Annotated in this window: 16 protein-coding genes; 7 read left to right on the plus strand and 9 right to left on the minus strand. The window is 69.0% G+C overall.

Annotated elements, in window-relative coordinates:
• Positions 1-29 precede the first annotated feature (29 nt).
• Genes htpG through ACLJO0_RS33365 form a run of 4 tightly spaced genes read right to left on the minus strand, consistent with a single transcriptional unit; the run spans position 30 to position 5,426 of the window.
• Positions 30-1,895 (minus strand): molecular chaperone HtpG, encoded by a 1,866-nt coding sequence (gene htpG / locus ACLJO0_RS33350; RefSeq protein ID WP_410582955.1) that lies wholly within the window; start codon positions 1,893-1,895, stop codon positions 30-32.
• Between the two features lie 29 nt (positions 1,896-1,924).
• A complete protein-coding gene (locus tag ACLJO0_RS33355) occupies positions 1,925-3,511 on the minus strand; it encodes an alkaline phosphatase D family protein (RefSeq protein WP_410582957.1) in 1,587 nt (528 codons plus the stop codon).
• 49 nt (positions 3,512-3,560) lie between these two features.
• Complete coding sequence (locus tag ACLJO0_RS33360; RefSeq protein ID WP_410582959.1) at positions 3,561-4,178, minus strand: hypothetical protein; 618 nt, start codon at positions 4,176-4,178, stop codon at positions 3,561-3,563.
• Positions 4,179-4,187: 9 nt separating this feature from the next.
• Complete coding sequence (locus ACLJO0_RS33365; RefSeq protein ID WP_410582960.1) at positions 4,188-5,426, minus strand: YncE family protein; 1,239 nt, start codon at positions 5,424-5,426, stop codon at positions 4,188-4,190.
• 144 nt (positions 5,427-5,570) lie between these two features.
• On the opposite strand from ACLJO0_RS33365, the gene ACLJO0_RS33370 reads away from it, so the two are divergent.
• Together ACLJO0_RS33370 and ACLJO0_RS33375 are read left to right on the plus strand one after the other, a co-directional pair.
• Positions 5,571-6,704 (plus strand): PucR family transcriptional regulator, encoded by a 1,134-nt coding sequence (locus tag ACLJO0_RS33370; protein ID WP_410582962.1) that lies wholly within the window; start codon positions 5,571-5,573, stop codon positions 6,702-6,704.
• 130 nt (positions 6,705-6,834) lie between these two features.
• Positions 6,835-8,496: a sulfatase-like hydrolase/transferase gene (locus tag ACLJO0_RS33375; RefSeq protein ID WP_410582963.1), complete on the plus strand. Its 1,662-nt coding sequence runs from the start codon at positions 6,835-6,837 to the stop codon at positions 8,494-8,496.
• Positions 8,497-8,511: 15 nt separating this feature from the next.
• Here ACLJO0_RS33375 and ACLJO0_RS33380 read toward each other — a convergent pair whose 3' ends face one another.
• Positions 8,512-9,474, minus strand: a complete 963-nt coding sequence (locus tag ACLJO0_RS33380; protein WP_410582965.1) for a helix-turn-helix transcriptional regulator — start codon at positions 9,472-9,474, stop codon at positions 8,512-8,514.
• A 61-nt stretch (positions 9,475-9,535) separates the two neighbouring features.
• Here ACLJO0_RS33380 and ACLJO0_RS33385 point away from each other — a divergent pair, with 61 nt between their 5' ends.
• A complete protein-coding gene (locus ACLJO0_RS33385; RefSeq protein ID WP_410582967.1) occupies positions 9,536-10,693 on the plus strand; it encodes an epoxide hydrolase family protein in 1,158 nt (385 codons plus the stop codon).
• 187 nt (positions 10,694-10,880) lie between these two features.
• Here ACLJO0_RS33385 and ACLJO0_RS33390 read toward each other — a convergent pair whose 3' ends face one another.
• Positions 10,881-11,423, minus strand: a complete 543-nt coding sequence (locus ACLJO0_RS33390; protein WP_410582969.1) for an ArsR/SmtB family transcription factor — start codon at positions 11,421-11,423, stop codon at positions 10,881-10,883.
• 75 nt (positions 11,424-11,498) lie between these two features.
• Between ACLJO0_RS33390 and ACLJO0_RS33395 the strand changes: the two genes are divergently transcribed.
• Positions 11,499-12,719, plus strand: coding sequence for an MFS transporter (locus ACLJO0_RS33395; RefSeq protein ID WP_410582970.1), 1,221 nt, complete (start codon positions 11,499-11,501; stop codon positions 12,717-12,719).
• 94 nt (positions 12,720-12,813) lie between these two features.
• Here ACLJO0_RS33395 and ACLJO0_RS33400 read toward each other — a convergent pair whose 3' ends face one another.
• Positions 12,814-13,173: an arsenate reductase family protein gene (locus ACLJO0_RS33400; protein WP_410582972.1), complete on the minus strand. Its 360-nt coding sequence runs from the start codon at positions 13,171-13,173 to the stop codon at positions 12,814-12,816.
• A 90-nt stretch (positions 13,174-13,263) separates the two neighbouring features.
• Here ACLJO0_RS33400 and ACLJO0_RS33405 point away from each other — a divergent pair, with 90 nt between their 5' ends.
• Positions 13,264-13,833, plus strand: coding sequence for a YdeI/OmpD-associated family protein (locus ACLJO0_RS33405; protein ID WP_410582974.1), 570 nt, complete (start codon positions 13,264-13,266; stop codon positions 13,831-13,833).
• A gap of 152 nt (positions 13,834-13,985) precedes the next feature.
• Here the strand turns inward: ACLJO0_RS33405 and ACLJO0_RS33410 are convergent, their stop codons facing one another.
• Positions 13,986-15,197 carry a PP2C family protein-serine/threonine phosphatase gene (locus tag ACLJO0_RS33410; protein WP_410582975.1) on the minus strand — a complete coding sequence of 404 codons (1,212 nt, stop codon included), beginning with the start codon at positions 15,195-15,197 and terminating at the stop codon, positions 13,986-13,988.
• Between the two features lie 9 nt (positions 15,198-15,206).
• Positions 15,207-15,902: a TetR/AcrR family transcriptional regulator gene (locus ACLJO0_RS33415; RefSeq protein WP_410582976.1), complete on the minus strand. Its 696-nt coding sequence runs from the start codon at positions 15,900-15,902 to the stop codon at positions 15,207-15,209.
• Between the two features lie 58 nt (positions 15,903-15,960).
• Between ACLJO0_RS33415 and ACLJO0_RS33420 the strand changes: the two genes are divergently transcribed.
• Positions 15,961-16,755 carry a thioesterase family protein gene (locus ACLJO0_RS33420; protein ID WP_410582977.1) on the plus strand — a complete coding sequence of 265 codons (795 nt, stop codon included), beginning with the start codon at positions 15,961-15,963 and terminating at the stop codon, positions 16,753-16,755.
• A gap of 78 nt (positions 16,756-16,833) precedes the next feature.
• Positions 16,834-18,891, plus strand: a complete 2,058-nt coding sequence (locus ACLJO0_RS33425) for a hypothetical protein (RefSeq protein WP_410582979.1) — start codon at positions 16,834-16,836, stop codon at positions 18,889-18,891.
• The last annotated feature ends 95 nt before the right edge of the window (positions 18,892-18,986 follow it).

Consider the following 18,986-nt stretch of genomic DNA (forward strand, 5'->3'; position numbering starts at 1 on the left):
GCAAGGAAGGGGGCCTTCATGTACTTGAACTACAGGGTCTTCTGAAGGTGGGTGGCGAGGAGCTTCGTGAAGCGGGCGGGGTCGCCCAGTTCGCCGCCTTCGGCCAGCAGAGCCATGCCGTAGAGCAGTTCGGCGGTCTCGCCGAGCCCGTCGTTCTCACCCTGCGAGGCGAAGGCGTCCCGCAGCCCGGAGACCAGAGGGTGGCCCGGGTTGAGTTCCAGGATCCGCTTGATCTGCGGCATTTCCTGGCCCATCGCGCGGTACATCTTCTCCAGCGTCGGGGTGACGTCGTTCGTGTCGCCGACGATGCAGGCGGGCGACGTCGTCAGCCGCGACGAGAGCCGCACCTCCTTGACCTGCTCGGAGAGGGTCTTCGTGAGCCAGGTCAGCAGTCCGGAGAACTCCTCCTTCTGCTCGTCGGTGGTGTCGGAGTCGAGTTCGACCTCGCCCTTCGCGACCGACTGGAACTGCTTCTCCTCGAAGCCCGGAACCGCGTCGACCCACATCTCGTCGATCGGGTCGGTGAGCACGAGGACCTCGTACCCCTTGGCCCGGAAGGCTTCCAGGTGCGGGGAGTTCTCGATGCTCTGCCGCGATTCGCCGGTCAGGTAGTAGATGTGCTCCTGGCCGTCCTTCATCCGCTCGACGTACTCACGCAGCGACGTGAGCTTCTCCGGATCGTTCGTCGAGGCGAACGAGCAGATGTCGAGGATCGCGGTGCGGTTCTCGTGGTCGTCCAGCAGGCCTTCCTTGACGGCGCGGCCGAACTCCTTCCAGAACGTCTCGTACTTGTACGGGTTTTCGTCGGCCATCAGGGTCTTGACCGTCGAGAGCACCTTCTTGACCAGGCGACGGCGGATCAGCTGGATCTGCCGGTCCTGCTGCAGGATCTCGCGCGACACGTTGAGCGAGAGGTCCTGCGCGTCGACGACGCCCTTCACGAAGCGCAGGTACTCCGGCATCAGCGCTTCGCAGTCGTCCATGATGAAGACGCGCTTCACGTACAGCTGGACGCCGCGTTTGCGCTCCCGCATGAACAGGTCGAGCGGCGCGTGCCCCGGCAGGAACAGCAGCGCCTGGTACTCGAAGGTGCCCTCGGCCTGGAGCCGGATCGTCTCCAGCGGATCGTTCCAGTCGTGCGCGACGTGCTTGTAGAACTCGTTGTACTCGTCTTCGGTGACGTCGCTGGAGGAGCGGGCCCACAGTGCCTTCATCGAGTTGACCGTGACGACCTCTTCGCCCTCGGTCATCCGGATCGGCCAGGTGATGAAGTCCGAGTACTTCTTGACGATCTGCTTGATCTTCGTGGCCGAGGTGTAGTCGAAGAGCTGGTCTTCGGCGTCCTCGGGCTTGAGGTGCAGGACGACCGACGTGCCCTGCGGCAGGTCCGGGACCGTCTCGATGGTGTACGTGCCTTCGCCCTCGGACTCCCATCGGACGCCTTCGCCCGATCCCGCGCGGCGCGTCAGCAGCGTGACCTTGTCGGCCACCATGAAGCTGGCGTAGAACCCGATGCCGAATTGGCCGATCAGGTCCTGCGAGGCCGCGGAATCCTTGGTCTCCTTCAGTTTCTTCAGGAATTCGGCGGTGCCGGATTTCGCGATCGTGCCGATCAGCGCCACGACGTCGTCCCGGCTCATCCCGATTCCGTTGTCCCGCACGGTCAGCGTGCGGTTTTCGGGGTCGGTCGCGATCTCGATGTGGAGATCGTCGGTTTCCGCCTGGAGGTCCTTGTCGCGGAACGCTTCGAGGCGGAGTTTGTCCAGTGCGTCGGAGGCGTTGGACACCAGTTCCCGCAGGAACGTGTCCTTGTTCGAGTAGATCGAGTGGATCATCAGCTGAAGCAGCTGACGTGCCTCCGACTGGAACTCGAGTGTTTCGGCAGAGGTTGTCACGCGGCGATATTACCGAGTGCGTGGCCGGGTCAAGCCAGCCTCTGCCCGGCCACCTCGATCAGCCCGTCACCGGTGGCCTGTTCGATCGTCGTGATGGCGGAGCGGCCGGCGGTATCGACCGTGGCGACCACGTTGCCGAAATGCGGTCCCGACGTCTTTCGCCAGTCGAGTGGCAGGGGGTCGACACCGCCCCGCGCCGCCCACCGGCGCGCGAGCGTGGCCAGCGAAGCCGACCAAGTGGCCGCGAACGCGAGCCGGAGCGGCCTCGGCATCGCGTTGTGCACCGGCGAGCAGGTCAGCTGGTACACCGCCGACGTCACCGGCTCCGGGTAGCTCGCCTCGGCGATGTAGGCGTGATGGACGTCGCCGGAGAGCACCGAGATGGTGGCGGGCGGATCCTCCCGGCGCCCCTCGCGCGCGATCATGGCGGCGAGCCTGTCGAACGAGTCGCGGAACGACGCCCAGTGTTCGAGGTCGCCCGCCTGCCGGATCTTCTCCGCGAGCCTCCCCCGCCACCCGGGGCGTGCGCAGGCCCGTTCGTTGAGCGACTGGAGATGGGAGATGACCGGCGGCAGCAGCCACGGCAGCGACGAGCCGATGAGCAGGTGGTCACAGGCGTCGGCGGCGTTCTCTTCGATCCAGTCGAACTCGTCGTCGTCCACCATGCACCGGGCGCCGCCCACCAGGATCCGGCCCGCCCGGCTGTCGATGACCAGCAACCGCACCTTGCCGAAGTCGCGGCGGTAACTCCATCGCGCGCCCTTGGTGCCGTCGCGGTCGTCGTCGGCCTCGTCGGTGAACGCGACGAGCAGGTCGGCGTTGTCACCGCCGGAGGTGACGGCCTTCTGGAACGTCGGGTCCTCGGCGAGTTCGGCCGGGCCGAGGTTCCCGAGATGCTGGTAGACCCAGTACGACATGATCGCCCCGCGCAGGCGCTCCCGCCACCACGGCTGCGCGCGCATCTGCTGCCGCCACGTATGCGAGGTGTTCCAGTCGTCGCGGACGTCGTGGTCGTCGAAGATCATCGACGTGGGCACGGTGGAGAGCAGCCAGCGGATCGTCGGCTCGCCCCAGGCTTCGAGATAGAGGTGCGTGTACTCCTCGAAGTCCGTCACCTCGGTCCCGGGCGGCTTCGAGATGTCCCGCCGCCGGGAGAGCCATTCCTGCGTCTCATCGGTGGTTTCGTCGGCGTAGACCTGATCGCCCAGCATCAGCAACGCCTGCGGCCACTCGGCTTCCTCGCCGTCGGCCATCCGGCGGGCGTACGCGACCAGCGCGTCCGGGCCGAAGGCGTCACCGTCGTGCGGTTTGCGGCACGAGCCGAACACGAGCCGGACCCGGGACTCGTTCTCGGGCAGGGTCCGGATGCGGCTGGGCGGGAACCCGGAATCAGCGAGGGGCCACACCTTTTCGCCGTCCACGCGCACCTCGTACTCGGTACTGGTGCCGGGTGCGAGTCCGGTCAGCACGAGCAGGGCGTAGTGGTGACCCCGGATCTCGAACGTCCTCGCGGTCGTGCCGAGGACTTCGACCTCACTCGCGGTGCCGGTCTCGACCCACACCGTCGCCGACGTCTTGTCGACGTGGCGCAGCAACGGACCAAGGAGCAGGCTCATTCCTGAAACGGTGCCACAGTGGAGCCAAGATCGTGCGCTGAGCGGTACCTCAGCCGAGCCGCGCGAAGATCTCCCGGATGTCGGCCAGCGCCTTCTCCCGTTCCGCGTCGTCTTCGTACCAGTCGTCGGCGGTCCGGTCCTCGACGATCGCCTCCGGGGTGAACTCCTCGCCGAACCGGTAGTCGCCGAGGCAGTAGGTGAACCCCGACTCGCTCAGCGGGTCCAGGCCCTCCCCGCGGCAGTGTTCGAGGAAGCCTTCGGCCTGCGCCCACCGCTCGCCGTCGAACCAGAACACGCCACCGGCGTAGTGGATCGCCGCTCCCGTCGCCGCGTCGACGAGGTTCAGGGATTCGTAGTTCTCGGGCCGGTTGCGCACCAGCGCGACGAGGTGTTCGGGGACGCCGCCGTAGAGCGCCTCCTGCACCGAGTAGTCCTCTTCGGCGTACAGGTTCAGATCCGACTCGTGGTCGAAGGTCAGCAACAGCGCGTGCTTGTCCGGCGTGAAGTACCACACGGCCGACTGCCCGCCACTGTCGTTCCAGGCGAACCGCTCCGCGCCATCCACCTCGACCGGCGCGATCTCGGTGATCGCGTCGATCACCGCGGCACGCCGCCGCACCTCGTCGAGGGATGTCGCACCGAGGGCCGCCCAGATCTCTTCGCTCACCAGCGAAGGCTACCGGCCCGCGGGCCCCGCCCAGCCCTCGGGCACGTGCCCGATCCGGATGCGCTGCGGGTGGTCGCCGACCGGGACGGACTTGACCTTCGCGCCGGTCGCGAAGTCGATCGCGGTCACCTGGTCCGACGCGCTTTCCGAGATGACGCAATGCTTTCCGTCACCGCTGACGGTCGCCCAGTACGGCTTCGCGGCCGTCACGAGCTGCGCCTCGCGCAGGCTCGCACGGTCCACAATGGTCGCGTAGTCGTCCATCGTCCCGGCGACGCACAGCTTGTCTCCCGCCGGGCTCATCGAGAGCCCGTGGTGACGCGAGTCGTTGACCCAGGTCGTGCGGTCCTCGCTGGTGTCCGGGTTCTTCGGCAGCGTCTTCGACCGCGTGATCCGGTCGGCGGCGACGTCGTATTCGAGCAGGCCGTTGAAGAACGAGACCTGGAAGTACAGCTTCGACTCGTCGGGCGTGAACGCGACCGGCCGGACGGCGTCGGACAGATCGCTGCGCCCGAAGGCGTCCAAGCGCTGGCGCATGTCGATCACCTTGACCTGCTGGAAGGTTTTCGCGTCGACCACGGTGAGCTTCCGGTCGCCCTTGGTGAAGTCCTGCCACGGCGCGTCGAGCGCGGTGTTCACCTCGCCGATCGAGCTGTTCCAGAGGTACCGGCCGCCGTCGGTGTAGGTGTTCTCGTGCGGTTTGTCGCCGGTCTTGAACGAGCCGAGCTGCTTGCCGGTCTCGATGTCCAGCACGTGGACGGTGTTCGACGTCGAGGCCGAGACCGCGATGCTGCGGCCGTCCGGCGACACCGCCATGTGGTCGGACCGGAACCCGGACACCGGGAACCGCCAGTTGACGCGGCCGGTGGTGAGGTCGATCGACACGACGTCGGCGAAACTCGGGCGGGACGCGACGACGGAACGGCCGTCCGGGGTCGTGTAGAGGTCGTCGACGAGCTGGTCGTGCCCCTCGCCGACGCCGTTGCGGATACCGAGGAAGAACGCGAGCTTGATCGGGTTCAGGTAGATCTCGGTGAGCCGCTCCTCCTTGTCCGGCACCATGTTCACGCGCGCGATCTTGGCGTAGTCGCCGGAGGGGCGGATGACGTCCGCGGTCCCCTCCCAGTTGTTGCCCACGAACAGGACCTGCCGCAGGGCCGCGCTCGCGCCGGCGACGGGCACCGAGCCCAGTGCCGCGGCGGCGAGGCAGGTCACGAGGATGGTGTTCAGCAACCGGCGTTTCCGCATCGGGCGCACCTTTCGGCGAGGGCCTGTTACCTTTCGGTAGCTCACAGGAAACCAACCGGCCGGACACCCTCGGTAGGGGCCGGTCGCCAAGGACCGCCGGCTTCGTTGTGCACCGGGCACAATCCGCGCGGGAAGGCGGTGGCGATGGCGCACCGGTCGCTCCACGACGTGCTGGCCGCGATGGCGGCCGACGCCGGCGTCGTCGACGAAGTGGTCCGCGCCGCCCGCACGGAGTCGCCGGAAGTGGCGCGGTTGCCGGTGGACGAGAACCGGCGGCACGTCGCGATCGTGCTCGCCGCCGGCCTCGCCTCTTTCGACCGGCCGGGTGGGGCCGGGGAGCAGGACTACGCCGCGGCCGCCGTCCTCGGTGCGGACAGGGCCGCGCAGGGCGTGCCGCTCGCCGCGCTGCTGCGCGGGGTGCAGGCGGGCCGCAGCCGCGCGGTCGAGATCGCCGTCGAACGCGGCAAGGCGGCAGGCGTTCCGGACGACGTCATGCTGGCGGCGCTGGTGGACTTCGACCGGAACACCCGCGCGCTCGAACGCCAGGTCATCGCCGGTTACCACGAAGCCGAACTCGAACTCTCCCGGACGGTCCACGACAGCCGGGCCCGGTTGCTGCGGCGGCTGCTGAGCGGGGACACGACGCCGCCTTCGGCCGAGGAGGTCGCGAACACCGGGCTGAACCCGGGCGGCCGCTTCCACTGTCTGCTCTCCGACGTCGGCGATCCGTACCAGGCCATGGTCGTCGAGCGACGGCTCGGCGCGACGGGTGGCGTCTTCGGCCTGGTCGAGGGACGGCTGACCGGGCTGGCGCCGCGGCTGCCCACCGCGTCGGCGCTCGGGGACGACGTCCTCATGGTGGCCTCCCCCGCCGTCCCGCTCGCCGAGGTCCGTGCGATGCACGCGCTGTGCGTGATGGCGCTGCCGACTCGCTCCCGCGGTCTGCACGCGGTGGCCGATCTGGCCGTGGAGACCGCGCTCGCCGCCCAGCCGGGGCTCGCCGCGCTGCTCGAAGGCACCCTGCTGAACGCGCTGACGCCAGGCGATCCCTTCCACGAGCAACTCGTCTCCACCGCGCTGGCCTACCTCGACCACGGACGGCGGCTCGACCAGACGGCCGCGGCGCTGCACGTCCACGCGAACACCGTCAGGTACCGGCTTTCCCGGCTCGGCGAGATCACCGGGACGTCGCTCGACCCGCCGGAAGACGACGGCGGCACGCATGTGCGGCACACCGTCGGCTGGTGGTGGGCGCTGCGCACCTGGCGCTCGGGCTGAACCGCGGGGGCCCGCCATCCGTGTAACCCGATGAAGGCAGTCCACCCCGGAAGGAACCCGCCTTGTCTGTGTCACAAGAAGCGCGCGTGTCCTCGCCCGACCAGCGAGCCTCAGTTCGGGAGACACGCCCTTGTCGGTTTTGATCCGTCCCGCGCTGGCCGGCCTGCCCGGCGACCGGACGACAGCCCGCGAAATCGCGTCCAGCGCGGCGACGACGCTGTCCGCCGTCCTCGTGCTGTTCGCCCTGCTCGCGCCGAAGGACCTCGATGGGCTGACGCCGGAGGCGTTCGTGCGGCTGCCGGTGGAGGCGCTGCTCGGGGTGGCGGTCGTGCTCATGCTGCGCGACGGCGCGAGGCGGATCGTCGCGGTGTCCGCCGGCGCGGTCCTCGGGGTGTTGACCGTGGTCAAGGCCATCGACATCGGCTTCGGGCTCGCGCTGAACCGGCGGTTCGACCCGGTGTTCGATTGGGGTGTGCTCGGCAACGGCGTCGATCTGCTCGGCACGTCGATCGGTCAGGCGGGCGCGATCGCGTCGTTCGCCGGGCTGACGCTGCTGGCCGTGGTCGTGATCGTGCTGATGGCGCTCGCCGTCCTGCGGCTGAGCCGGGTGGTTGCCGGACGGCGCACCACGTCGACCAGAGTGACGGCCGTGCTCAGCGTGCTTTGGATGGTGTGCGCGGTCTCGGGCGCGCAACTCGCTCCGGGGCAGCCGCTCGCGTCGCGCAGCGCGGTCGCCTTCGCCTACGAAGACCTCCGCCAGGTGCGAGCCGGCATCCGCGACCGGGATGCCTTCGCCGAGGAAGTCGCCGTCGACGCCTTCCGGGACACTCCGCCTTCCGGGCTGCTGAACGCGTTGCGCGGTAAGGACGTCCTGTTCACCTTCGTCGAGAGTTACGGGCGAGTGGCCGTCCAGGACTCCGACATCGCGCCCAAGGTCGACGCGGTTCTCGACGCCGGGACCGCGCGGCTGAAGAACGCCGGATACGGCTCGCGCAGCGCTTTTCTGACGTCACCGACGACAAGCGCGGGAAGCTGGCTGGCGCACTCGACGTTCCAATCCGGCGTCTGGGTCGACAGTCAGCATCGGTACGACGACTTCGTGAAGACGGACCGGTTCACCCTCGGCGGCGCGTTCAAACGTGCGGGCTGGGAGACGGTCGGCGTCGTCCCGGCGCATACCGAGGACTGGCAGGACGGCAAGGTCTACGGCTACGACCGCTACTACGACTCACGCGGCATCGGCTATCGCGGGCCGCCGTTCTCCTACGCCACGATGCCGGACCAGTTCACGCTTTCGGCTTTCCAGCGCGCCGAACGCGCGAGGCCGGACCGGCCGCCGCTGATGGCGGAGATCGATCTGGTCACCAGTCACTGGCCGTGGACGCCGCTCCCCCGGATGGTCGACTGGACCGCCGTCGGCGACGGGTCGATCTACAATCCCATGCCCTCCCAAGGGAAAACGCCCGACGAGGTGTTCACCGACCCGGCCAAGGTGCGCGACGCGTACGGCGACTCGATCGGTTATTCGCTGAACTCGCTCATCTCGTATGTGGAGACGTACGGCGACGACGACCTCGTGCTCGTCTTCCTCGGCGACCACCAGCCGAATCCGATCGTCGCCGGCGCGGGCGCGGATCGCGACGTGCCCATCACCGTGGTCACGCGGGACAAGGCCGTGCTCGACAAGATCACCGGATGGAACTGGCAGGACGGCCTGAACCCGGACCGGAACGCGCCGGTCTGGCGCATGGACGCGTTCCGGGACCGCTTCCTGACCACTTTCGCCCACTGAAGGCCCCGCAATTCGTCACCTACTTGCGGTCGCGTCGCGGTACCGATCGGCCAACTCCCGCAAGTAGGTGACCAATTGCGGGGGTTCGGTGACCCGGAACGGGAAGTTGAGCAGTCCTAAGTGGACGGCCATCGTCTCGATGCTGTCCGCGCCGGTGTGCAGCACGCACGTGTTCGCGTCGACGGCCTCGACCGTGCCGACGGCCGGGTTGATCCGCGCGGTCACCTCTTCGGCGGACGCGTGCACGGTGACGTCGGCCCGGTACCGCCACGCGGCGGCCGAGACGCCGCGCCGCACCCGGTCCGTGACGTCCTCGGGCAGCTCACGCGCGGTGAACCGCGGACCCGTCGGGACGCGCGGCGTCAGCCTGTCGACGCGGAAGGTGCGCCAGTCGCCTCGGTCGAGATCCCACGCCACCAGGTACCAGCGGCGGCCCCAGTTCACGAGACGGTACGGCTCGACCTTCCGGACGCTTTCCGAACCGTCGTGGGCGCGGTAGCCGAACCGCAGCACCTCGCGATCCCGGCAGCAGGCCGTCAGCACGGTGAGGGTCTCGGCGGCGACGCGCGGGCCGGGCTCGTCCCTCGGCACCGGGATCGTGTACGCCTGCAAGGCGTTCACACGGCGCCGCAACCGCGACGGCAGCACCTGCTCGAGTTTCGCGAGCGCGCGCAAGGACGTCTCCTCCACGCCCGCGATGGTGCCACCCGCCGCGGTGCGCAGTCCGATCGCGACCGCGACGGCCTCCTCGTCGTCCAGCAGCAACGGCGGCAGCTCGGCGCCCGCGCCGAGCCGGTAGCCGCCGACCGAACCACGGGTCGCGTTCACCGGATAGCCGAGCGCGCGCAGCCGCTCGACGTCGTTGCGGATCGTCCTGGCGCTGACCTCCAGGCGTTCCGCCAGTTCAGTGCCGGTCCAGTCACGGGGGGTCTGCAGGAGGGAGAGCAGACGCAGCAGTCTTGCCGAAGTTTCCAACATTTCCTCAGACTGCTCCTCCATTAGGAACGGGATGTTCCTAATGGCACTCTACCTTGGTCTTATGAACGAGAACACGGAGATCAAGCCCTTCCGCATCGACATCCCGCAGGCCGAGCTGGACGACCTGGCCGACCGCCTGGCCCGCGTCCGCTGGGCGAACGAACTGCCCGCCGACCAGGTGACCGACGGGGTGCAGCGCGGACCGGTCACACCGGGCTGGGAGTACGGCGTGCCGCTGGAATACGTGCAGCGTCTGGTCGCGTACTGGCGCGAGGGCTACGACTGGCGTAAGTGGGAGGCGAAGCTCAACGAGTACCCGCAGTTCACCACCGAGATCGACGGGCAGAACATCCACTTCTTGCACGTCCGCTCGCCGGAGCCGGACGCGACGCCGCTGATCCTCACGCACGGCTGGCCGAACTCGGTCTTCGAATACCTCGACCTGATCGACCGGTTGACCGACCCGCGCTCGCACGATGGCGACCCGGCCGACGCGTTTCACGTCGTGATCCCGTCGCTGCCCGGGTTCGGCTTCTCCGGCCCGACGCGTGAGAAGGGCTGGAACCGGTACCGCACGGCTCAGGCTTGGGCCGAGCTGATGCGCCGTCTCGGCTACGAGCGCTACGGCACGCACGGGAACGACGCCGGTTCGTTCGTCGCCCCCGAGGTCGGCCGCGCCGACGCCGAGCACGTGATCGGCGTGCACGTCACGCAGCTGTTCTCGTTCCCCAGCGGCGATCCGGCGGAGTTCGAAGGCATGACCGAACAGGAACTGGAGTACCTGCAGTTCCTGCAGCACTTCAACGACGACATGTCCGGCTACGCGAAGCTCCAGGAAAGCGCGCCGCAGAACCTCGCGCACGCGCTCGCCGACTCGCCGACCGGGCAGCTGGCCTGGAGCGCGCAACTGCTGTCGGGCACGAGCGACGACCACGTGCTCACCAACGCCACCCTGTACTGGCTCACCAACACCGCGGCCTCGGCGGCGCGGTTCTACTACGAGGACAAGCACGCCGAGCACCCCGCCGAGCCGACGACCGCGCCGACCGGCCTCGCGAGTTTCGCCTACGACTTCCGGCCGCTGCGGCGCTTCGCCGAGCGGGACCACGCGAACATCGTTTCGTGGCAGGAATTCGACCGCGGCAGCCACTGGGCGACCCAGGACGCGCCGGACCTCCTGCTCGGCGACATCCGGAACTTCTTCCGCAAGCTGACCTGACAGCGCGAGTGATCCCTGGTGACAGTGGACGGCTGTGACCTCGGCGGCCGGTCGCGAAGGCGTGACTCGCGTGCTTGGATGGCGCACTCGGGAGTGCGGAGTCTGAACACGCGAGTTCCGTCTACAAACACGCGAGATCTGGGTCTGAGCACGCGAGTGCGTCCCCACCACCCACGACCGCGAAAACTCACTCGGCCATGCGGTGCAGCAGGAAGATCCCGTTGAGCAGCGGCCGGTCGAGCCGCTGCCGGTCGGTGGCCATGTACTCGTCGAGGATGTCGAGGATGCGGTTGTCGAGTTCGGCGGCCTCCTCCGGCGAGAGGTGCAGCGCGAACCGCTCGACCACCCGCACCGAACCCGGACCCGCTTCGCGAAGTTCTTCCTGGAAGGCCTCAATCGGCCCGAAGCGGGTTTCTTCGTCCTCGTCGTTCAACGGCCCGTTCAGCCACCAGCTCTTGCCGACGCTGCGGTAGGGCTTCTCGAGCGCCCCGCTCGCGCCGGTACGCACGGGTGCCTGCTCCAGCAGGCCGGCCTCGGCGAGCTGCCGGACGTGGTAGAGCACCGTGCCGGGGTCCTTGCCGAGCCGGTCGGCGAGCTCCTTGTTGGTCAGTTCCCGCTCGCCGCAGAGCCGGAGAATGCGCAGCCGCAGGGGGTGCCCGAGCGCTTTGGCCTCACGCGCCGTCGCCTCACGCCGCCGGTCCGCGACCCTCGCGGCGACTTGATCGTCCATGACCGGAGCGTAGCCGACTGATGGAGAAGAGCAACATCGATGGAGTTTTCTCAATCGATGTGCGATTCTCGATCGATGACTTCGCTGGGGAGCGCCTATTGGCGGCTGTGGAGCGCGTCGGGCCTGTCGAATCTGGCCGACGGGATCGTCAAGATCGCGCTCGGCCTGGTGGCCGTCCAGCTCACCCGGTCACCGGCACTCATCGCGGGGCTGGCGTTCGTGTCGTCCTTGCCGTGGCTGGTGTTCGCCCTGCACGCCGGGGTACTCACCGACCGCGTCGACCGCCGCCGCGCGATGCTCACCGCGAACGTGCTCCGCGCGGGCCTGCTCGCCGGGCTCGCTGTGGCGATCGCGATGGATCTCGGGTCGATCTGGCTGCTCTACGTGGTCGCGCTCGGACTCGGGCTCGCCGAAACGGTCCACGACACGGCCGCGCAGGCGATTCTCCCTCAGATCGTCGGCCGCGATCGGCTGACGCGCGCCAACAGCCGCCTCTACGCCGCCGAACTCACCGCCAACGAGTTCGCCGGGCCGCCGGTGGGCGGTTTCCTTGTCGCCGCAGGCGCCTTCGCTGCCTTCGCGACACCCTCGGCGCTTTGGATCGTCGCGGTCTTCGCGCTCTTCTTCGTCCCGGGTTCGTTCCGCGCGGAGCGGACACGCGGCACGAGCGTGCGCGAAGATCTCGTTGAAGGGCTGCGTTTCCTTTGGGAGAACCGGATTCTCCGAATTCTGGCGATCATGGTCGGCGGGTTCAACTTCGCCACCAGCGCCATGATCACGCTCTTCGTGCTCTACGCGGTGGGCCCGTCTTCGGCGATGGGCCTGACGGAACAGGCCTACGGTTTCCTACTGGCCACCATCGCCGCCGGCAGTTTCGTGGCGTCGTTCGCGGCGGAGCGGATCGAACGCGCGCTCGGCCGTTCCCGCACCCTGGTCCTCAGTCTGCTGACCGGCGCCGCGCTGGTCGGAATCCCTGCGGTGACCACGAATCCGTACGTGATCGGCGCGGTGTTCTTCCTCGGCGGGGCCGGGGTCGTGGTGTGGAACGTCGTCGTCGTTTCGCTGCGGCAGCGACTCACCCCCGACCACCTACTGGGCCGGGGCACCAGCGGCCACCGGCTCGTCGCGTGGGGCACCAAACCGCTGGGCGCGGCGGCGGCCGGGCTGCTCGCGGAGGCCTTCGGGCTGCGGCCGGTGTTCGCGGGCGCGGCCGTCGTGATCCTGGCGCTCCTGCTGCTCACCCCTCGTGAGCGTAAGGGCGGTCAGAACCGGTGCGCGAGTGGCGGTTTCGCGTGACTGGAGGGACGACACGCGTGTCGTCCGCCGGATCACACGTGTCGGCCAGCCAGTCACGCGAAACCGCCGACCTGGTACAGCCGGCCCGCCGCGGTCAGCCGGGCAGCACCGACCGCACGGCTTCCGGGGTCCGCGCCACCACGGTCGTGCCGTCGTCGGCGGTGATGATCGGCCGCTGGATCAGCTTCGGATGGGTGACCAGTGCGTCGATCCACCGGTCGCGGTCGGCGGGGGTGCGCCCCCAGGTCTTCAGTTCTAGTTCCTTCGCGATCGGCTCGGCGGTGCGGGTGATGTCCCACGGTTCGAGCCCGAGCCGCTTGAGGACGGCCTTCAGTTCCTTCGCCGTCGGCGGCTCTTCGAGGTACTTCCGCACCGTGTACTCGGCCCCCGCGTCGTCGAGCATCGACACCGCCGAACGGCATTTGGAGCACGCCGGGTTCACCCAGATCTCCATCCGAGACCGCCTCCCTTCGAAAAGTGCTCAGTCGGTGAGCACTTTGCTTCCGATGATGGTCACAGACGTTACGGCGAAAGGAACACGGTCATGGACGAGACCACCTTCAGTGCCACCGACCCCGCCGAGTGGCGCGCGTGGCTGGCCGAGAACGCAGGGACCGAGAAGGAGGTTTGGCTGGTCATCCGGCACAAGGACAGTGGCGTCCCCAGCGTCCGGATCGAAGAGGCGATGGAGCAGGCCCTGTGTTTCGGCTGGATCGACGGGCTGCACCGCAAGCACGACGCCACGAGTTCGCGGCTGCGGTTCACGCCGCGCAGCCCCCGGAGTTCGTGGAGCCGGGTCAACCGTGAGCGGGCCGCCCGCCTGATCGCCGAGGGGCTGATGACCGAACGCGGTCAGGCGATGATCGACCTTGCCAAGGAGAAGGGCCGCTGGCAGGTCGTGCCGGACGGCGACGGCGTCCCCGAAGACCTGCGTGCCCGGCTCGAAGCCGACGAGGCGGCCCGCACCCATTTCGAGAAGTTCCCGCCGTCGTCGAAAAGGCTGATCCTGGAGTGGATCCTGACCGCGAAGAAGCCGGAAACCCGCGAGCGGCGGATCGCCAAGACCGTCGAGCTCGCGGCCGTGAACGTCCGCGCCAATCACCCGGTCCGGTGACTCGGTTATCGAGCCGAAGGTCAAACGTGTCTTGTCGGGCGGAGTGTCCACGGACCAGGGGCCGCCGGCCGTGTCGCGAAAGCCACTTTCGGGACATCTGACGTCGCGAAAGTGGCTTTCGCGACACACCTTGGCATCACGCCACGTTTGCCTTACCCCTCAATGAGTTCGCGCCGGGCGACGAGGATGGCGATGTCGTCCTGCGCGGGCGTCGTGCCGACGAGCGCGGCCATCACCCGCGCGCAGACCACCCCTGGCTGATCGGCGGTGACCACGTCGGTGAGCCGCCGCAGACCGACGTCGATCAGGTGATCCCTGCGCTCAACGAGACCGTCGGTGTAGAAGGCGAGCACACCACCGGGCGGCAACTCGAGCTCCACGGTCCGTCGCGGCGGCCCGGTGACGCCGATCGGCGGATCGACCGGGACATCGACGAACGCCGAAGGTCCGCCGGGGGCCGCGAACACCGGCGGCAGGTGCCCGGCCAGCGAGACCGCGAACTTGTCCCGCGAAGCCGACACCAGCCCGTACACGACGGTGGCCAGCGCTCCCGGCTCGAAATGCTGGACCTTCCGGTCCAATTTGGACAGCACCTCCGCCGGATCGTCCGATTCGAGCGCGTAGGCGCGAAGCGCGCTGCGCAGCCGTCCCATGATCACGGCGGCGTTGAGACCGTGCCCGGCGACGTCGCCCATCACGATGCCGAGGCGGTCGCCCGGCAGGGCGAACAGGTCGTACCAGTCACCGCCGACCCCGGGCTCGGTACCCGGCACGTACCGCGCGGCGAACTTCATCCCGGAGACGGCTGGCAGCCGCGCCGGCAGCAGGCTCCGCTGGAGCGCCGCCGCGGCAGCCCGATCGGCCGTGGAGTTCTCGATCCGCAACGCCAGCGCGAGCCGCCCGGCCACCAGCCGCAGCAGTTCGATATCGGCCTCGTCGAAGTCGCGCGGCGTCACGGAACCGACGTGCAGCACGCCGATCAGCTCGTCCTCGGCCAGCATCGGCACCCCGAGCAGGGCGCGCAGCCCGCGTTCCCACAGGAGCGCGTTGACCACGGTGGTCTCATCGACGTGGTCGAGGATCACCGGACGCCGTTCCGCGGCCACCCGGCCGGCGAAGCCCGCCCCGACGGGGACCCGGACGTCCTGATAGACCTCCTCCTCGATGCCCGACGCGGCGACGGCGTGCAGCAACTGCGCGTCCGGGTCGTGCCGGAGCACCGTGGCCGTGTCGACGCCGAGGACCTCGCGAACCCGCGCGAGGAGGGTGGCCATCACCTTGTCCTGGTCGAAATGACCCAAGGTCGTATCGGTGATGGCTTCGAGCACCTGGAGGCGGTCGTCGGTCGTCGGGGTCCCGGACATGCGAGGAGCCTATCCAGTCCGATGCCGCGGTGTCGCCCAGCCCGCCGCCAGTTCGTCCAGGTCATCCGCCATTACGGCACTCGGCGGAATGGCGTCGCGCGGGACGCGGCAGGCGAGCGCCGTGCCGAGTCCCGCCATCCGGATGACGGTGTCGATCAGCGCCTCCGGCTCTTCCGGCCAGTCGAATCCCGGCTGCGCGATCAGCAGGCTCACGCAGCCGTGCATCGCCGACCAGAGACCCATCGCGAGGATTTCCGGTTCGCCGCGAAGGATCCCGGCCCGCACGCAGGCGGCGGTCGCGTCGGCGAGATACCGGAAACACGCGACGGCGCCGGGCGACGAGCCGCCGGAGGGGCGCATCAGGAGCACCCGATACTGCACCGGATGGTCGAGGGCGAACCGGGCGTACACCCGTGCGCAACGACTGAGCGCGCGCATGGGATCGGCGACCTCGGCGGCGTGATCGCGCATCCGGTGCCCGAGTTCGTCCCACACCCGGAGGCAGACCGCCTCGAGCAAGGCGTCGCGGCTCGGGAAGTGCGCGTAGACCGACGGCGTGGAAACGCCGGTCCGGCGTGCGACGGCGCGCAGTGTGAGCGCCTCGTCGGTCCCCGCCTCGCCGAGCAGGGCGTCGGCGGCGGACAGGATCTCGCCCCGCAGCTTCTCTCCTTCACCCGGCCGCGCCTTCGTCCGCTTCGCGCCCATGCCGTGATGCTGCCAGCTTTGACTTGACAGCGTCAACTTGACGGTGTCAGCTTGGGGCATGGCGCACTTCCAGACCGCGACCGCCCTGCTCCGCCGGGGCGAAGACCCGGTATTCGACACCGAGCTCGATCCACAGTGGACGATCGGGACGAAGCTGCACGGCGGCTACCTGCTCGCCGTGCTCGCCAAGGCCGCCGCCGAGGTCTCCTCGCATCCGCATCTGACCGCGATCAGCGGCTCGTTCTCGGTGGCGCCCGAGCCCGGTCCGGCGGTCGTCGAAGTCGAGGTGCTGCGCGAGGGCCGCGGCCTCACCCAACTGCGTGCGCGGCTGAGCCAACACGGCGCGCCCTGCACCGAGGCCCTGATCACCCAGGGCGTCCTGACCGACGGCGACGCGTGGTGGTCCGGAGTGGACCCGATCGAGATCCCGCCGGAGCAGGATTGCCTGCCCGTGCCCGCCGACGGCGGCGGGTTCCGCATCGGCCTGATGGACGTCGTCGAGCAGCGGATCGACCCGGCCTCGGCGGGCTTCGCGGTGGGACAGCCGTCCCGGAAAGGCGTCATCTCGTCCTGGCTGCGACTCGCCGACGGCACCGACTGGGATCCGGTGAGCCTGCTCGTGGCACTCGACCCGGTGCCGCCGATCTCCTACGACCTCGGCATCGCGGGCTGGGCGCCGACCGTCCAGTTCACCGCGTACCTGCGCGGGCTGCCGGCACCCGGCCCGGTGCGGGTGCGGATGCGCGCGGGCGCGGTCGGCGGCGACCGGATGGACGAAGTCGCGGAGCTTTGGGACGAAAAGAACAGGTTGATCGGGCAGGCGACCCAAATCGCCGCCGTACGCGTGCCCTGAACCACCCGAAAGCAGGACCATGACGCGACGCCGGGAGTTAAGATCCGGCGTCGACGTCATTGTTCTGGGGGCAGAACCATGGAAGTGGAACCACGCCGCGCGGGCGGGAACGACTCCGCCGGCTCCGACGGGGCCGAGATCACCCGGCTCTGCCGGACGCTGGTGCCGCTGGCGGCGGCAGGCAAATACGCCCAGGCCGCGTCGACCTATCGGTGGGTGACCAGGGCCTCGTCCGGGGCGCCGCTCCGCTACGGCGACCACGCCCTGCGGCTGGAGTTCTGCGCCCTCACCGGCAACGAGCACCTCGGTCTCGATCTTCTGTCGCTTTTGGACGGTGTCGGAGATCATTCGGACGCCGTCGGCAGGCTCGAATTCTTCGCCTCGGCGGCCCTGCTCACCCGCCGGTTGACAGAAACCGGATACGGCGAGATCCGGTTCGTTCTCAACGGCCCGTACGACGGCCTTTCGTTGAGCAGGCTGAACGTGCGGATGCGGGCGGCGGCGTTCGTCGAAGCGGAGGAACTCGACGGACGCGAGCACACCGGGTACTTCACCGCGCACGCCGAAGCGAAGATGGCCGCGAAACCGGTCGCGGAATTCGTCCCGCTCCTGCCTTCCGCGCTCCCCAGGGTCCCGATTCTGCCCCCGCCGGGCCTCTCCGCGGAGGAACTCGTCGTCCGGGCGGAAATCCACAACCACCGGTGCGAACCGGAAGAGGCGCGAGCCTGTCTCGCCGCGATCGAGGACGTCCCGGACGAACTCGTGCCGCGGCTGACCGAACTGCGCGCGATCTTCTTCCAGGGCGACGACACCGAGGAAAGACTGCGCGACGCGGCCGCCGGATTCCGGCGACAGGGCGATGAGAACCGGTTCCTGCTCAACCAATGCTGGCTCGGCCTGTGGCTCGTCTTCGACGATCAGGCCGAGACCGGGGTCGCGCTGACGACGGTGGCCGCGGCGCGGTTGCGCGCGGGGCCGGACGACCACGCGGCCTGCTGGGGCGAACACTGGCTGGCGCACGTCCTTTCCGGACAGGGCCGCACCGCCGAGGCGTACGAGGCCTTGCGACGGGGAGCCGAGCGGGCTCGGGAAACGGGCGATCCCTTGCTCCATGGCACCCTTCTGTGCCTTGAAGCGTCGTTGCGGAACGGTGACGGCGAGGATCCGGTGACCACACTGGAACTCGCGCGGGCGGCGACGGACGCCTTCATCGTGGGGAACGTCGGAGAAAAGGCCGTCGAAGCCGTCGAGCAGACCCGGATCGCTTATGAGCGAACAGGATCGCTCGACGAGCTCGACGTCTTCGTGGAGCACCTGCTCGCGACACTGCCCGTCGGCGGCCCGGAACGGTTGCGCGGCCATCTCCGCCACCTCCGCGCGCTGTCCCTGATCGGCACCGGCCGGTTCGCCGAAGCCGTCGACGACGCGTACGCGGCCCTCGGTGCCGCCGCGTCGAAAGGCAAGGACACCGCGGAACACTGGTACGTGCTCGTCACCGCACTGCACGGCGCCGGTCGCTTCGACGAGGTGCTCGACGTCGCACCCCGCGCCATCTCGCTGCTCGCCGGATCACCGGACTGGGACCACCGCTGCCGGTGGATGTACGCCGACACCTACCGCGCGCTCGGCGAATCTTCCCGCGCCTTCAACGAATACGCCGTCCTCGCCGAGATCCTCGAGGCCTCGGGCGACACCGGGCACTCCTACATCTCGGTGAGCATGGCCGCCGCCGAACAACTGGACCTGCTCGGCTACGGCGCGAACGCCGCCGACTTCTACGCACGGGCGGCCGACGCGGCGGCGGCGATCGGCGGCGGCTATGTGGCCGCCACCTGCCGTAACGCGGCGACGCTTTCCCGGCTGCGGTCCGGCGACCTCGACGCGGCGCTGACCGCGCTCGACGTCGCGGAGAACGCCGTCCACGCCGTGAAAGCCGAGACCGCGCCGGCCAGGGACCATCTCATCGCGCAACTCGACCACGTCGCCGCCCACGTGCTCAGCGCCGCGGGCCGGATCCGGGAAGCCGCCCGCCGCGCGCTGCGCGCCGCCGAAACGTTCCACCGGATAGGCGAAGCGGAGTCCGCCCGCGACGTCGACCTGTTGCTCGAACAGATACTCCTCGGTGACCAAAAGTGACTCGTGGCCATCGCAATTAGTCACCTGAATGCGGTTCGCGGCCGCCCCGAGACCGCAATTAGTCATCTGAATGCGGCTTGCGGGTCGCCGTGACC

This window comes from Amycolatopsis sp. lyj-108 (genome assembly GCF_046549005.1).
In the GTDB taxonomy this organism is placed as follows: domain Bacteria; phylum Actinomycetota; class Actinomycetes; order Mycobacteriales; family Pseudonocardiaceae; genus Amycolatopsis.

Excerpts from the sequence above, each read along its gene's own strand:
- ACLJO0_RS33355 (WP_410582957.1), bottom strand. The coding sequence starts at position 3,511 with ATGAGCCTGCTCCTTGGTCCGTTGCTGCGCCACGTCGACAAGACGTCG.
- ACLJO0_RS33365 (WP_410582960.1), bottom strand. The coding sequence starts at position 5,426 with ATGCGGAAACGCCGGTTGCTGAACACCATCCTCGTGACCTGCCTCGCC.
- ACLJO0_RS33370 (WP_410582962.1), top strand. The coding sequence starts at position 5,571 with ATGGCGCACCGGTCGCTCCACGACGTGCTGGCCGCGATGGCGGCCGAC.
- ACLJO0_RS33380 (WP_410582965.1), bottom strand. The coding sequence starts at position 9,474 with ATGTTGGAAACTTCGGCAAGACTGCTGCGTCTGCTCTCCCTCCTGCAG.
- ACLJO0_RS33385 (WP_410582967.1), top strand. The coding sequence starts at position 9,536 with ATGAACGAGAACACGGAGATCAAGCCCTTCCGCATCGACATCCCGCAG.
- ACLJO0_RS33390 (WP_410582969.1), bottom strand. The coding sequence starts at position 11,423 with ATGGACGATCAAGTCGCCGCGAGGGTCGCGGACCGGCGGCGTGAGGCG.
- ACLJO0_RS33395 (WP_410582970.1), top strand. The coding sequence starts at position 11,499 with ATGACTTCGCTGGGGAGCGCCTATTGGCGGCTGTGGAGCGCGTCGGGC.
- ACLJO0_RS33400 (WP_410582972.1), bottom strand. The coding sequence starts at position 13,173 with ATGGAGATCTGGGTGAACCCGGCGTGCTCCAAATGCCGTTCGGCGGTG.
- ACLJO0_RS33405 (WP_410582974.1), top strand. The coding sequence starts at position 13,264 with ATGGACGAGACCACCTTCAGTGCCACCGACCCCGCCGAGTGGCGCGCG.
- ACLJO0_RS33410 (WP_410582975.1), bottom strand. The coding sequence starts at position 15,197 with ATGTCCGGGACCCCGACGACCGACGACCGCCTCCAGGTGCTCGAAGCC.
- ACLJO0_RS33415 (WP_410582976.1), bottom strand. The coding sequence starts at position 15,902 with ATGGGCGCGAAGCGGACGAAGGCGCGGCCGGGTGAAGGAGAGAAGCTG.
- ACLJO0_RS33420 (WP_410582977.1), top strand. The coding sequence starts at position 15,961 with ATGGCGCACTTCCAGACCGCGACCGCCCTGCTCCGCCGGGGCGAAGAC.
- ACLJO0_RS33425 (WP_410582979.1), top strand. The coding sequence starts at position 16,834 with ATGGAAGTGGAACCACGCCGCGCGGGCGGGAACGACTCCGCCGGCTCC.